Below are 12,468 nucleotides of genomic sequence, written 5' to 3' on the forward strand. Positions count from 1 at the left end.
CGGGGACCCACACAGAGAGTGCGGTGCCGGGCGTCCATCCGCCGGCACCGCACCCCTTCCCGCAACGCGGGCGCTTTTCCCGTGTGGCGCGATCAGCGCCCCGACTGGTCGCGTACCTCGGCGACCGTGTCCTGACCCGCCCGGCGCAGCCCCTGGGCGGTGTCCTGCCCGGCCGTCTGCGCCTGCTCCTTGGTCGTCCCCACGGCGTCCTGCGCCGTCGACTTCACGGACTCCACGGCCTGCGTGACGGGCTCGCGCAGTTCCTCCTTGACCTCCTGCGCGACCTGGGTGGCCTGCTGCTTCACCGGCCCCAGCAGCTCGTCGGAGTGTTCCCGCAGCTGCTGTCCGACGCGCTCCTCGGCGCTGGTGGCCGGCAGCAGCGCCGCGGCGAGCATGCCGGCGCCGAAGGCGATGAGGCCCGCGGCGAGCGGGCTGCCCTGCGTCTGCCGCCTGGCCTGCTCGGGAGCCTGCTGGAGGGCTTCGCCCGCCCGGCTCGTGGTCTCCTGCACGGACCGCGCGACGCTTCCGGCCGTCTGGCCCGCGCTGTCGGCGATCCCGTGTGCGGACTCCGCCATGCCGCCGGCGGTGTCGCGGGTCGTGCCCATCACACGCTCCTTCACTCCGGTGAACCGGTCGCGGGCCGAGCCCGCCTTGCGCCGTACGACCCTGCCCGGGGTCACCTTGTCGGCCAGCAGGTCCACGCTGCGGGCCAGGTGGGCCCGGCGGTACTCGACGTCGGTCCTCAGTTCCTGGGGTGTCGCGCCCATCGGGCGTCCTCCTTCAGGCTCTCCATGGTCTGCTCGGGCTTGAGGTTGACGGTGCGCATCCGCTTGCGGCCGGTCGTGTAGAGCACGGCGCCCACCACGGCCCACAGGGCGGTGACGATCAGCGCGGCCCACGCCAGGTCCATCACGTTGCCCAGCGCGAAGATCAGCGTGAGGCTGCCCAGGAGGAGCACCAGGTGGCCCGCGTATCCGGCGCCACCGAGCATGCCCATGGCCTTGCCGGCCTTGGTGGACTCCTCCTTGATCTCCGCCTTCGCCAGCTCGATCTCGTCACGGACGAGCTGCGACACGTCCGCGCTGATGTCGCTGATCAGATCACCGATCGAGGTGTCGCTCGCGGTGGCGGGCGGCGGCTGGAGGTCGCGGACGCGCAACCGGTCGTCGTGCTCGTACAGTGCGGTCATCGCAGGCCCCCCTCACCCGGGTAGGGGGTGTTCGGGGAGGACGGCGGGACCGGGGGCACGACCGGCGGTGCCACGGGCGGAGGGGCGGGTGTGGTCGGCGTCGTCGGTGTCACCGGCGGCGATCCGGTCGGCGTCCCGAGGCCACTGGGCGGCGGCGGGTACGGGGCCGGCGTCTCCTGGAGGGCCCCCGAGGATCCGGTGGTCCCCGTCGGACCGGCCGTCCCCGACGGTCCACCGGAGGCCGACGAGCCGGCGGCGCTGACGCCCTTGCCGGCGCGGGCGACGACGAAGCCGGCCAGCGCGGCCCCGGCGAGGAACACCCCCGGCCGACGCCGGGCGAAGTCCCGCAGGTCGTCGACGAGCCCGTCGGGCCCGCGCTCCTCAAGACGGGAGGCGACCTGGTGACCGCCGTCGGATATCTGCCGCACCACGCCGCCGACGCCCGAGTCCGGCTTGCCGTGGTCGCTCATCTCACGCAGCTCGTCAGCGAGCCGACGCACGTTGTCGGCGAGCCGTCGGGTCTGGGTGTGCGCCTGCTCCTGGAGCTGGCCCCGCAGTTCTCCGACGACGTCGCGCGCCTGCGTCGTGGCCTCGTGAGCGACACCGGCAGCCTGCTCCTTCGCGGTACCGGCCACCTCTGCGGCCTTGTCGCCGACCAACCCGGCGCTTTCGACCGCCTTGTCCTGCGCCGTACGCGCTGCCGCGCGGGGCGCGCTGTCCTCGCGGCGCCCTGGCTCTTCGAAGCCGCTCATGAATCCTCCCGAAATGGAATGGATTGGGTTGCGTTCCACCTCCGCGTACCCGGATCCGGGCGAGCCATCGGTATGAACTGCCACCGGTTCTTCGCACCGGACCGGAACCGGGGATAAACGGGGCCCAAACCGGACCGGGGCCGGCCGGGGCCCGGCAAAACCCGCTCGGCGGAAGGGTCGGCGGACCGCGGGAGAGCAGGCCGGCGAGGTCTTCGGGGGCGGAAGCGGAATCCGATCCCGGGCAGGCGGCCTAGCCGTGTCCGTGGGGGGTAATCGGCGAGGTGACCTGAACGCCGGGCGGCGCCGCGCCCCTGCGGAGTCCCGGCAGAGAGGCGGTTCGATCATGATGGCTACGCACCGTGCGCCGATGACGGCTCGCTCCCGTGTCCAGCAGGCCGCGCTTCTGATGGGGGCGGTGTTCCTGCTGGTGGGCATCCTGGGGTTCATCCCCGGCGTCACCACGGACTACGACTCGCTCAAGTTCGCCGAGCACGACTCCACCGCGAAGCTGCTGGGCGTCTTCCAGGTGTCGGTCCTGCACAACATCGTGCACCTGCTGTTCGGCGTCGCGGGCGTCCTCATGTCCCGCGCCGCCTCCACCGCCCGCACGTACCTGATCGGCGGAGGGGTGATCTACCTGGTGCTGTGGCTGTACGGGCTGATCATCGACCACGACAGCAGCGCGAACTTCGTGCCGGTCAACAACGCCGACAACTGGCTGCACCTGGTACTCGGCCTCGTCATGATCGCCCTGGGCGTCGCCCTGACCCGCCGTTCCCGGACCGACACACGATGACGACCGAGGTGACCCGTACATGACCCTGTCGATCGCGGAGCAGAGCGTCGAGCAGCTCGGCGGCGAGGCGAGCGTCCTGGCGCGTCAGCGCCGGGACCACGCCGAACTGGAACGCCTGATGCGACGGTACGAATCGGGCGGCGGATCGTCCGACGAGCGGCAGCGCGTCCTCCGCGACCTCGTCCAGCTCACCTTCAGCCACGCCTTCGCCGAGGAGACCGTGCTGTGGCCCGCGCTGCGCCGCCTCGCACCCGACGGCGAGGCGCTGACGGCGCGGGTCGAGGACGAGCACCAACGGATCAACGACCTCGTCACCGAGATGGAGCGGGTCGGCGCGGACGACCCGCTCCACGACGAACTCGCCGCCGAGGCGTTCGCCCTGATCCGGCAGGACATCCGCGACGAGGAGGACCTCCTCCTGCCCCGCTTGCAGGAACTCCTCGACCGGGCCAGGCTGCGCCGGCTCGGCTCGGCGTGGGAGACCGTGCGCCGCACCGCTCCCACCCGGCCGCACCCCGCCGTGCCGCGCCGACCCCCGGGCAACGCCCTCCTCGGCGTACCGCTGAGCGCCTTGGACCGGGCACGCGACCTGCTGCCCGCCGGTGTCGGCTCCCTGGCCGGCAGGAGGTTCGCCGTGGCGGCGGCCTGCCTGGGCGCCGCCTGGGCCCTCACCCGCGCCGTCCGGCGGCGCCACCGCCGACCGCGCCGCCCGTCCGCCGTGACCCGCCTGACCCGGCTCGCGCGGCACGTACGTGGCGCGTACCCGTACGGCAGACGCACGTGCACGACGGGCCTCACCGCACCCCCACCACCACCACGCCGGGCATCACCGCACTCGGCGGGACGCCAGACGCCCGGGGCCGCCGCGCACTCCCTGTGCGTGGCGGCCCCGGGCGTCAGGCGTACGGGCCGATGTGGCCGGCGGGTCAGCGGGCGCGGTCGTCGTCCGGCTCCACGGCGGGGCCGTCCTCCACGATGTGCATCGCGGCCTCCTCGGCGCCGGCGGCTCCCGCGTCGATGCCCTGGTCCTCGGCGATGAGCTCCTTGGTGGTGTCCGGGCGCGCGCCCTCGTCGGGCGCGGTCAGCCGCCCGGCGCGCGCACCGCCCGCCTCGGGGTCCACCAGCTCCCCGTCGCCCCCCGGCAGGTCCCCCAGACCGTCGCCCGGCTGCGGCGCCACGTCGGGGACCTCCTGCTCCAGGCGCTGGTCCAGCGTCTCGCCCTCGCGCTGCTCGGCCGCCGTCGTCCCGTGCTTGGTGACGCCGAGCGGTCGCTCGGGGGGCGAGTACCCCTCGTCCAGCATGTCGTCGTACGTCCGCTCGTCCACAGCATCCTGGAGGTCGAGCGGCGCACCGTCCTCCTGCTCCTCGTTGGTACCGGTGGGCTGGTAGACGTCGTCCGCCATCCGGTCGTCACCCATGTCGCCTCCTCCTTGCTCGGGTCGGGCAGCGGTGTGCCCGTCACCCGGGTTTCCTCGAAAGGCCAGATCAACCCCGTTCCGGGAGGGGCGCCCGGGGCCGTAGGGCATCCGGGTGGCGGAGGTCGCTGTCGGGAGCGCCGTTTGAGGGTGACGGCTGTCTGGTCGACGGTCAGCGGTGTTCGTAGGACGTGAAGGGCTTGTTCCGTGACCCGTACGACTTGTAGCGGGCGCCGATGAGCCGACCCTCGTGCACGAAGAGCGCGTCCACCGGATCGTCCCCCTCGGGGAAGCTGTGGACTTCGCGCTGCTCGCCCGTGGCGCCGTCGAGGACCCGCAGGCTGTTCGTGGAACTGGGGTCGCCGAAGAAGGACGTTTCGTGACGCGAGGTGAGGACGGTGATTTTCCCGTCCTGGGGAATGATGTGGTAGCCGGTGTCGCCGTCGAGGCGGTCGTCGTCCACGCTGCCGCCCCAGACCGGGTCCCCGGTGGCCAGGTCGAACGCGGTGAGGCGGTGGGGGTCGACACGGCTGTTCCTCACTCGGTGGAGGGGCAAGGCGTAGAGCCTGCTGTCGTCCGCCGCCGCCGTGAGTCGTCTGGAGCGCTCGATCTCGCCGTAGGGACCGCTGAAATCGATCGGCGGGTTCGGGCGGCCGTTCTTGCCGAAGGAGAAGTAGGCTCCGGAGTCGGAGTCGCCCGATGCCGAGGCGGCTACGACCACCGGGTCGGCCGAGACGAAGTCCGCACGAGCGTCCCAGGGGACAGTGCTCCGGTTCCCGAGGGGGGCGGACCACAGGAGCGCGCCGGTGGCGGGAGCGAAGGTGGCGACGAAGAGTTCGGCGTCGCTCGGGACCTTGTCGCCCAAGAGGTACTCGGTGCCGCCGCACGCAAGGAGGGCGGCGACCTGGCGCTCGGCCACCGCGGTCGTACCCGGTACGCAGCCCTTGGGCAGGGCCGCCTTCCAGCGGGCCTTCCCCGTGCGCACGTCCACGGCCTGCAGGTCGTCCCCCCGAAGGAGCACGGCGATGCCGCCGCCGGCGGACACCGTGTAGGGCTGTAGGCGGGTCGCCCAGGGATCGAGGGCGGGAAGAGGGGTGTGCCAGATCTCGCGGCCGTTGTTCATGTCGATCGCGACGACGTCGGCGCATCGCTTGCCCTTGGCCGCGGCGGAAGTGCCGTCCCCGTCGCGGGTGAGGACCAGGACCGAGCTGTCGGTGTCGTCGGCGACGTGGCAGACCGCCGAGCGGCCGGGTGGCACGTACTTCCAACTCTGCCTGCCGGTACGGGCGTCGTACCCGCGCACCGTGTCGAAGCGGCTGTGGACCAGCGTATCGCCGGACAGCCAGGCCCCGTTGCCCTGCTCTTCGGCCTTGCGGTCCGCAGGGGTGTCCCAGGCGACGCCCAATTCCTCGGCCTCGGAGGAGCATCCGGTGGTGAGTGCGCAGAGGGCGACCAGGACCGCCACCGTCGTGGACAGGGTGTGCCTGGTCCGTCTGCCGTACGGCACGTCGTTCACCCGCGCAGTCATGTCTGCTTCCCCCGTGTGTGTCGCCGTCGACGGTCCTCAGGACCTCCGCGTTCCTCGGCGGTGATCATCCTAGGGGGCCGGTTCGTCCGGACGGAAGGCGCTTCCCTGTCGGTCGAGGGTCCGGGACCGGGACCGGGACCGAGCCCGGGGTCGGGACCGCATCCGGAATCGAGGGGGGATCGACGGCGAGGCCCTGGTGCTGCCCTCCCCGGTGCGCTGCCGGACCGCGCCCGGCGTGCTGCGGGTCCGCGTACCGCGCCACCGGCCCGGCGTCCCCGAGGCACAGCCCCCGCTCGACTGGCGCCGCCTGCGCAAGCTCGCCGCCGCGGTGGGCCGCACCGCGGCGGGACGCCCCGGACCCGTCCCGCCGCGGTGAGGTGCCCGCCCCGGCCCGCGCCCGTCCGAGGTGCGGACGCCGGGGGAGCGGCGGAAGCTGGGGGACGCGGACCCGGCGCGGGCCCGCGCCGAGCGCACCCCGCGGAAGGAAGGCCCATGGCGAGGGACGACGGCCTGAGCAAGGGCGACGAGGTCACCTGGCGCAGCCACGGACAGACCGTCCCCGGCAAGGTCAAAAAGAAGATCACGAAGCGGACGGAGGCGTCGGGCCGCACCGTCGACGCCTCGAAGGACGACCCGCAGTACGAGGTGGAGAGCGAGAAGTCCGGCCGCACCGCGGTGCACCGCCCCGACGCCCTGCACAAGAAGCGCCGCAGGTCCTGACCCACCCGGTACACCGCCCGGAACCGGCCCGGGGTCCGGCCCCCGCCGGCCGGCCCCGACCCGGGCACCCGAGACGACCGGTCAGCCGCGCGGTGCGCCAGGCGCCGTGAACGTGTCGGGTACCGGAAGGGGGGACCAGCGGGAGACGGGCCAGGCGACGGCGAAGGCCCGGCCCACCACGTTCGCCACGGGGACGAAACCGCCGCCCGGCCCGTGGACGTGGGCGCGCGAGTCCCGGGAGTCGTCGCGGTGGTCGCCCATCACCCACAGGTGCCCGGCGGGCACGGTGACCGTGCCCACGGGGGCGTCGTCACACGGCGTGGCACCCGGATGGAGGTACGGCTCGTCGAGGGCGGCACCGTTGACCCGCAGCGGTCGGCCGCGCTCGCACGTCACGGTGTCACCCGCCACGGCGATCACCCGCTTGATCAGGTTCCGTTCGTCCGGCGGGGCCGTCAGCCCCACGAAGCCCAGGGCCGTCCGTACCCCGTGCACCAGGGCGCCGTCCGTCTCGCGCGGCTCCTCGGGGAGCCAGCCGCCGGGATCGCGGAAGACCACGACCTGCCCCCGCTGCGGGGTCCAGCCGAACCACGGGGTGAACTTGTCCACCAGGACCCGGTCGTCCTCCCGCAGGGTGTTCTCCATCGACCCCGAGGGGATGGAGAAGGGCTGCACCCCGAACGTCTTGATCCCGAGCGACAGGAGGAGGGCGACACCGATCAGGACCGGTAACTCCTTCCACCACGGCCGCCGCGCCCCGCCCCCGCGCCGACGCCGGGCGCCCGGGACGCCCCCGGCCACCGCGCCGGCTCCGCCGCCGGTACCGCCCTCCCCGCCGCCGACGCCGCTTCCCTCACCATCGGCGCCGCCTGCCGCACCACCGGTACCACTCTCGCCGTCCTGGGCGTGCGTGCCGCCGCTCCCGTGGTCCGCTGCCTTCTCGTGCTCGGCGGTGGTCATCGCCGGCCCCCCGTCTGGTCGCCTCCGGGGGCCGTGACCAGCACCCCGTTCTCTACACGTCCCGGGGCGAACGGGAGTTCCCCGCCGGGCCGTCGACCACTCCCCGGGGTGGCGGGAGGTGTTCCTCACGGTCGTGACCGCCCCCGGGGAGGGAGGGCGCGGTCACGACCGGAGACCGGGGAACCCGTCAGAGGGCGAGTTCCGGCTTGTAGTGGTCCAGCCACAGGGCGAGGTCCACGACCCGCTCCAGGCGCAGGCGGTGGCCCCACTCCAGCTGCTCGGCCGGGGTGTCGAGGCACGGCTTGACGAGCCGCTCGTCGGCCAGCATGCGGACCTGCTCCAGGGACATGGCGTCGCGGGCCATCGCCTGCAGGCCGCGGTTGTAGTCGGGGTGGTGGGTGGCCGGGTAGTGGTTCTTCGGCCGGTACAGCACCGAGTCCGGCGCGTACCCGGCGCCCGCCGCCCTCAGCAGGCTCTTCTCCCGGCCGTCGAAGCTCTTCAGCGACCAGGGGGTGGTGAACGCGTACTCCACCAGGCGGTGGTCGCAGTACGGGACGCGCACCTCCAGGCCCTGCGCCATGCTCAGCCGGTCCTTGCGGTGCAGGAGCTGGCGCAGCCACCGCGTGAGCGACACGTGCTGCATCACGCGCTGGCGGTGCTCGGCCGGCGTCTCGTCGTCGAGGTGCGGGACGGCGTCGAGGGCGGCGCGGTAGGTGTTCTCGCGGAACTCGGTGAGGCCCAGGCGCAGGTCCGGGTTCATCGGCATCGCGGCCTCGTCCCCGGTGACGAGCAGCCAGGGGAAGGTCTCGGCGGCGAGCGCCTTCGGGTTGTGGAACCACGGGTAGCCGCCGAAGACCTCGTCGGCCGCCTCACCGGAGAGGGCCACGGTCGAGTGCTTGCGGATCTCGCCGAAGAGCAGGTACAGCGAGGTGTCCATGTCGCCCACGCCGATCGGCGAGTCCCGGGCGACGACGACGGCCTTGCGGTGCTCGGGGTCGAGGAGCGCCCGCGGGTCGAGGATCACGGTGCTGTGGTCGGTCCCGATGAACGCGCCCGCCTCGTTGGCGAACGGCGTGTCGTGCCCGGTGCGCAGCACGTCGCCGGTGAACTCCTCCGCCTGGTCGCTGTAGTCGACCGCGTACGAGCGGATGCGGGCGTCCTCGCCCTCGCGCCGGCGCAGCTCGTCGGCGAGGAGGCCGGTGAGGACGGTGGAGTCCAGACCGCCGGACATCAGGCTGCACAGGGGGACGTCGGCCTCCAGCTGGCTGCGGGCGGCCGCGCCGACCAGCTCGCGCACGCGCTCGACGGTGGCGTCCTGGTCGTCGCCGTGCGGGTGGGCCCGCAGTTCCCAGTAGCGGCGCTCGCGGACGCCGCCCCGGTCCAGGACGAGGATCCCGCCCGGCTCGACCTCCCGGACGCCGGACCACACGGTGGGGCCGGTGTTGAACAGCAGGCTGTACGCCTCCCGCAGGCCGTCGGCGTCGACGCGGGGCCGGATCTCGGGGTGGGCGAAGAGGGCCTTGGGCTCGGACCCGAAGGCCAGGCCCCCGTCGACGGCGGCCCAGAACAGCGGCTTGACGCCGAGCCGGTCACGCACCAGGACCAGCCGCTGCTCGCGCTCGTCCCAGATGCCGAAGGCGAACATGCCCTCCAGGTGGTCGGCCATCCCCTCGCCCCACTGGGCGTAGGCGCGGAGCACGACCTCGGTGTCGCTGCGGGTGTGGAAGGTGTGGCCGAGGCCGCGCAGCTCCGCCCGGAGCTCGTGGTGGTTGTAGACCTCGCCGCTGTAGGTGAGGACGGTGGTCGGGTCCTGCGGCCGGTCCAGCATCGGCTGGACGCCGCCGGCGATGTCGATGACGGCCAGGCGCCGGTGTCCGATGGCGGCGTGCTCGCCGGTCCAGACACCTCCCGCGTCGGGCCCGCGGGGAGTGAGGGTGGCGGTCATGGCCTCGATGACGGGCCTCTCACGCCGGGCGTCGCGATGGAAGGAGACGTAGCCGGTGATTCCACACATGGGGGGTGACTCCTGGTTCTGGGGCGTTCAGGGGTACTCGTGGGATCGGAACATCGGGGATCGTGGGGCGGAGGCGGCCGGGCAGCAGGGGCCGGGACACCGGGGGGTGGGGGACCGGGTGTTCAGGGGCGCGCGGCGGGCGCCGCGCCGGACGCCGGGTCGGCCTGCGAACCGCCCTCGGGGCCGGCCTTGGGACCGGCCTCGGAATCGGGTGCGGAGGTGGATCGGCCTCCCCGTACGGAGATGAGGGGGACGGCGGCGCAGGCGGCGACGGCGGCCAGGACGAGCCCGGCGCGGACGCCGCCGTCGGCGCCGGCCAGGCCCCAGGCCGCGGTGGCCAGGGCCGGGCCCACGGTGAAGCCCGCGCTGCGCGACAGCTGCATGGTCGACGCGATGGTGGCGGTCCGCTCCCGGGGGGCGGAGCTCATGACGAGCGCCTGCGTCGGGCCGCCGTTGAGCCCCATGCCGACGCCCGCCAGCGCCAGCCGCCACGCCATGTCCGGCAGGGTCCAGCCGTCGCCCAGGGGAACGAGGAGGAGCAGCCCGGCGGCGGTGAGGCAGGCGCCGACGACCGCCACGGGCCGGGCGCCGTAGCGGTCGGCGAGGCGTCCGCCGACGGGCCCGGCCACGCCCATGCCGAGCGGGAACGCCAGCAGGGCCAGTCCCGTCGCGGTGGCGCTGAAGCCGCTGTCCCGTTGGAGGTGCAGGGCGGTGACGTAGTGCATGGCGGCGAAGGCCGCCGCGAGCGCCAGGACGGCGCCGTGCGCCGGGTAGGAGCGGGACGCGCTGATCGCGGCGGTCACGGGGCGGCCGCTCGGGCCACGTGCCCACCACCACAGCGGCGGCAACGCGGCGAGGGCGAGCAGCAGCCACGCTCGGTCGTCGTAGGCGAGGGTCAGCGACAGCAGGAGGAACGTCACGCCGGAGGCGACCAGTACCGTGTCGGCGAGCGCCCTGCGGTCGAGCGCGCGCAGCCGCCCGTCCTTCGGCATGGCCCGCCACGCCACGAAGAGCGCGAGCAGACAGAACGGGATCTTGACCAGGAACACGGCCCGCCAGCCCAGGTGGTCCAGGAGCAGTCCGCCCACCGCCGGGCCGGTCACCGCGCCGAGCGGGCCGAGGGTCGCCGGGACGCTCATGGCCCGACCGCGCGCCTCGGGCCGTACGGAGCGGATCGCCAGGACCGGCATGAGCACGAACAGCACGGCGCCGAACGCCCCCTGGGCGATGCGCGCCGCGATCAGCCAGGACGCCCAGGGGGCGAGGGCGGCCAGCGCGCTGCAGAGGGCGAAGCCACCGGCCGACACGAGCAGCGCGGACCGCGTGCCCACGCCGTCGAGCCACCGCCCGACGGGCAGCAGCAGCGCCACCACCGGTAGTTGGTAACCGAGGACGGCCCACTGCGCCGTCGCGGCCGACACGTCCAGGCTCTCGGATATCGCCGCCAGGGCGATGTTGACGATGTTCATGTCGAGCATCGCCACGAACGACAGCATGCCCGCCACGGCCACCAGGAGCCAGCGATCGCCGGGTTCCGGTATGTGACCGGGCGCTTCCGAACCCGCACGGTGCTCTGACACCCTCGGCCCTCCCCCATCTGTCGGGGCCGCCGGACGACGGCCCCATCTCAGGAGTCGGGGGAGAACCGGAGGGAGTTCCCGACGCTCCGCGGAAATTCCCTGACGTCCGAAAACCGTGGGTCGGGCGGCTCAACTCGAAGGCGAGCCGGGTTGGTTGCCTTCGGTACGGGGGTCAGCAGCGGCGCAGGCCGTGCGCGGACGGGTCGGCGTCGAGTGAGGGCGGCGTGTGCACCGCCGAGGCGGGAACGAAACCGGAGGCTCCGCGGTCGTCACCGGTGGTCCCGTACCAGGTGTGGTCGCCGCCCGCGTGCAGGGAGCCCCGCGTCCAGCAGTCGAACCAGCTGGAGGTGGTGCGCAGCGTGTCCACCTGCCGGCTGTCCGCCCGGTCCGGGTGGCCGCGGTCCGGTGCCGAGGACGCGACGGGGCCGCGGCCGGTTCCATGGCAGGATGATCGCCGCCGCCCGGCCCGCACCCACGCGGGAACGCGCCACCGGCCGCACCACCGGCCCGCACGCCGGCCTGCACGCCGGTCTGCACCGCCCCGCACCGCCGGGTATCGCCGGCGTCCGTCGACGCGGGCGGTGGCACGCGTGGACGGTGGCACCCGAGCAGTGGCGCGCCGGACGGTGGCACGCATGGTGAACGGACGCGGGCGCCGGCTCGGGGAAAGGACGCGCGGGGACATGGACGACGGCGGCGACGCGTACCGGAAGGCCGGCTACGACCTGAGCCACGGCATGTGGCTGGAGAAGGACGGGGACGTCGCGGGCGCCCGGGCCGCCTACCAGCGGGCCGTCGACTCCGGGTGTCCCGGGCCCGCGGCGATGGCCGCGACCAACCTCGGTGCCCTGCTGGCCACCCACGGCGACCCCGACGGCGCGGTCACCGCCTACCGCGCCGCCGTCGACTCCGGCCATCCGGACGCCGGCCCGCTGGCCGCCACCAACCTCGGCTCCCTCCTGCACCGGCTCGGGGACACCGACGGCGCACGGGCCGCCTACCGCGCGGCCCTCGACTCCGGCCACCCCGACGCCGCTCCCCGGGCCGCCGCCCTGCTGGGCAACCTGCTGGCCGACCTGGGCGACGTGGGCGGCGCCCGTGAGGCGCTGCGCGCGGCGATGGACTCCGGCCACCCCGAGGAGGCTCCGGGCGCCGCCTTCACGCTCGGCTACGTCCTCAAGCGGCAGGGGCACCCGGAGGAGGCACGGGCGGCGTACCAGTGGGCGATCGACTCCGGCCACCCCGAGGTGCGCTCCATGTCCGCCGCGAACCTCGGCTTCCTGCTGAAGGAGCAGGGCGACGTCGAGGGCGCCCGGGCCGCCTACCAGCGGGCCGTCGACTTCGGCCACCGGGACTTCGCCCCGCGTGCCGCCCTCGACCTCGGTCTCCTGCTGACCGCGCACGGCGACGTCGAGGGGGCCCGGGCGGCGCTCGGTACGGCCGTCGACTCCGGGCACCCGTACGCCGCCGGGCAGGCGCGCCGGCTCCTCGCGGACCTCGGCTGACGGGCCGCC

13 protein-coding genes and 1 pseudogene are annotated in these 12,468 nt (G+C 74.1%); 5 read left to right on the forward strand and 9 right to left on the reverse strand.

The genetic code is table 11. The annotated features are described in order from the left end of the window. Positions 1–92 precede the first annotated feature (92 nt). From NRO40_RS27430 to NRO40_RS27440, 3 genes are read right to left on the reverse strand one after another with little or no spacing between them, the layout of a single operon-like run. A complete protein-coding gene (locus tag NRO40_RS27430) occupies positions 93–767 on the reverse strand; it encodes a DUF3618 domain-containing protein (RefSeq protein WP_058940446.1) in 675 nt (224 codons plus the stop codon). Next, complete coding sequence (locus NRO40_RS27435) at positions 743–1,189, reverse strand: phage holin family protein (protein WP_107114989.1); 447 nt, start codon at positions 1,187–1,189, stop codon at positions 743–745. Before NRO40_RS27435 ends, NRO40_RS27430 begins: the two co-directional genes overlap by 25 nt. After that, positions 1,186–1,941: a hypothetical protein gene (locus NRO40_RS27440; protein ID WP_058940447.1), complete on the reverse strand. Its 756-nt coding sequence runs from the start codon at positions 1,939–1,941 to the stop codon at positions 1,186–1,188. Before NRO40_RS27440 ends, NRO40_RS27435 begins: the two co-directional genes overlap by 4 nt. A gap of 367 nt (positions 1,942–2,308) precedes the next feature. Between NRO40_RS27440 and NRO40_RS27445 the strand changes: the two genes are divergently transcribed. Together NRO40_RS27445 and NRO40_RS27450 are read left to right on the forward strand one after the other, a co-directional pair. Continuing rightward, on the forward strand, positions 2,309–2,737 hold the full coding sequence (locus NRO40_RS27445) for a DUF4383 domain-containing protein (RefSeq protein ID WP_232790942.1): 429 nt from the start codon (positions 2,309–2,311) through the stop codon (positions 2,735–2,737). Between the two features lie 19 nt (positions 2,738–2,756). After that, entirely contained in the window at positions 2,757–3,776 is a 1,020-nt protein-coding gene (locus NRO40_RS27450; protein WP_232790943.1) for a hemerythrin domain-containing protein, read from the forward strand. Here NRO40_RS27450 and NRO40_RS27455 read toward each other — a convergent pair. Continuing rightward, a complete protein-coding gene (locus tag NRO40_RS27455) occupies positions 3,664–4,155 on the reverse strand; it encodes a DUF5709 domain-containing protein (protein WP_058940448.1) in 492 nt (163 codons plus the stop codon). The two genes, NRO40_RS27450 and NRO40_RS27455, sit on opposite strands and share 113 nt — an antisense overlap. A 169-nt stretch (positions 4,156–4,324) precedes the next feature. Further along, on the reverse strand, positions 4,325–5,680 hold the full coding sequence (locus NRO40_RS27460) for an outer membrane protein assembly factor BamB family protein (protein WP_079046794.1): 1,356 nt from the start codon (positions 5,678–5,680) through the stop codon (positions 4,325–4,327). A 175-nt stretch (positions 5,681–5,855) separates the two neighbouring features. On the opposite strand from NRO40_RS27460, the pseudogene NRO40_RS27465 reads away from it, so the two are divergent. Both NRO40_RS27465 and NRO40_RS27470 read left to right on the forward strand, forming a co-directional pair. Then, positions 5,856–6,023 (forward strand): annotated as a pseudogene (locus NRO40_RS27465) (diacylglycerol kinase); the annotation flags it as partial. Positions 6,024–6,172: 149 nt separating this feature from the next. Continuing rightward, positions 6,173–6,400: a hypervirulence associated TUDOR domain-containing protein gene (locus NRO40_RS27470; RefSeq protein WP_058940451.1), complete on the forward strand. Its 228-nt coding sequence runs from the start codon at positions 6,173–6,175 to the stop codon at positions 6,398–6,400. 81 nt (positions 6,401–6,481) lie between these two features. Here NRO40_RS27470 and lepB read toward each other — a convergent pair whose 3' ends face one another. The 4 genes from lepB to NRO40_RS27490 form a co-directional block, all read right to left on the reverse strand. Beyond that, positions 6,482–7,360 (reverse strand): signal peptidase I, encoded by an 879-nt coding sequence (lepB, locus tag NRO40_RS27475; protein WP_058940452.1) that lies wholly within the window; start codon positions 7,358–7,360, stop codon positions 6,482–6,484. 187 nt (positions 7,361–7,547) lie between these two features. Then, entirely contained in the window at positions 7,548–9,374 is a 1,827-nt protein-coding gene (gene asnB, locus NRO40_RS27480) for an asparagine synthase (glutamine-hydrolyzing) (RefSeq protein WP_058940453.1), read from the reverse strand. Positions 9,375–9,496: 122 nt separating this feature from the next. Further along, positions 9,497–10,954, reverse strand: coding sequence for an MFS transporter (locus NRO40_RS27485; RefSeq protein ID WP_232790944.1), 1,458 nt, complete (start codon positions 10,952–10,954; stop codon positions 9,497–9,499). Between the two features lie 172 nt (positions 10,955–11,126). Further along, positions 11,127–11,321 (reverse strand): hypothetical protein, encoded by a 195-nt coding sequence (locus NRO40_RS27490; RefSeq protein ID WP_058940454.1) that lies wholly within the window; start codon positions 11,319–11,321, stop codon positions 11,127–11,129. 316 nt (positions 11,322–11,637) lie between these two features. Here NRO40_RS27490 and NRO40_RS27495 point away from each other — a divergent pair, with 316 nt between their 5' ends. Continuing rightward, positions 11,638–12,459 (forward strand): tetratricopeptide repeat protein, encoded by an 822-nt coding sequence (locus NRO40_RS27495; RefSeq protein WP_058940456.1) that lies wholly within the window; start codon positions 11,638–11,640, stop codon positions 12,457–12,459. Positions 12,460–12,468: the final 9 nt, after the last annotated feature.

The sequence above is a fragment of the Streptomyces changanensis genome (assembly GCF_024600715.1).
Lineage (GTDB): Bacteria > Actinomycetota > Actinomycetes > Streptomycetales > Streptomycetaceae > Streptomyces > Streptomyces changanensis.

Bases quoted from the DNA above. Each gene is read 5' to 3' on its own strand.
- NRO40_RS27430 (WP_058940446.1), bottom strand. From the start codon at position 767: ATGGGCGCGACACCCCAGGAACTGAGGACCGACGTCGAGTACCGCCGG.
- NRO40_RS27435 (WP_107114989.1), bottom strand. From the start codon at position 1,189: ATGACCGCACTGTACGAGCACGACGACCGGTTGCGCGTCCGCGACCTC.
- NRO40_RS27440 (WP_058940447.1), bottom strand. From the start codon at position 1,941: ATGAGCGGCTTCGAAGAGCCAGGGCGCCGCGAGGACAGCGCGCCCCGC.
- NRO40_RS27445 (WP_232790942.1), top strand. From the start codon at position 2,309: ATGACGGCTCGCTCCCGTGTCCAGCAGGCCGCGCTTCTGATGGGGGCG.
- NRO40_RS27450 (WP_232790943.1), top strand. From the start codon at position 2,757: ATGACCCTGTCGATCGCGGAGCAGAGCGTCGAGCAGCTCGGCGGCGAG.
- NRO40_RS27455 (WP_058940448.1), bottom strand. From the start codon at position 4,155: ATGGGTGACGACCGGATGGCGGACGACGTCTACCAGCCCACCGGTACC.
- NRO40_RS27460 (WP_079046794.1), bottom strand. From the start codon at position 5,680: ATGACTGCGCGGGTGAACGACGTGCCGTACGGCAGACGGACCAGGCAC.
- NRO40_RS27470 (WP_058940451.1), top strand. From the start codon at position 6,173: ATGGCGAGGGACGACGGCCTGAGCAAGGGCGACGAGGTCACCTGGCGC.
- lepB (WP_058940452.1), bottom strand. From the start codon at position 7,360: ATGACCACCGCCGAGCACGAGAAGGCAGCGGACCACGGGAGCGGCGGC.
- asnB (WP_058940453.1), bottom strand. From the start codon at position 9,374: ATGTGTGGAATCACCGGCTACGTCTCCTTCCATCGCGACGCCCGGCGT.
- NRO40_RS27495 (WP_058940456.1), top strand. From the start codon at position 11,638: ATGGACGACGGCGGCGACGCGTACCGGAAGGCCGGCTACGACCTGAGC.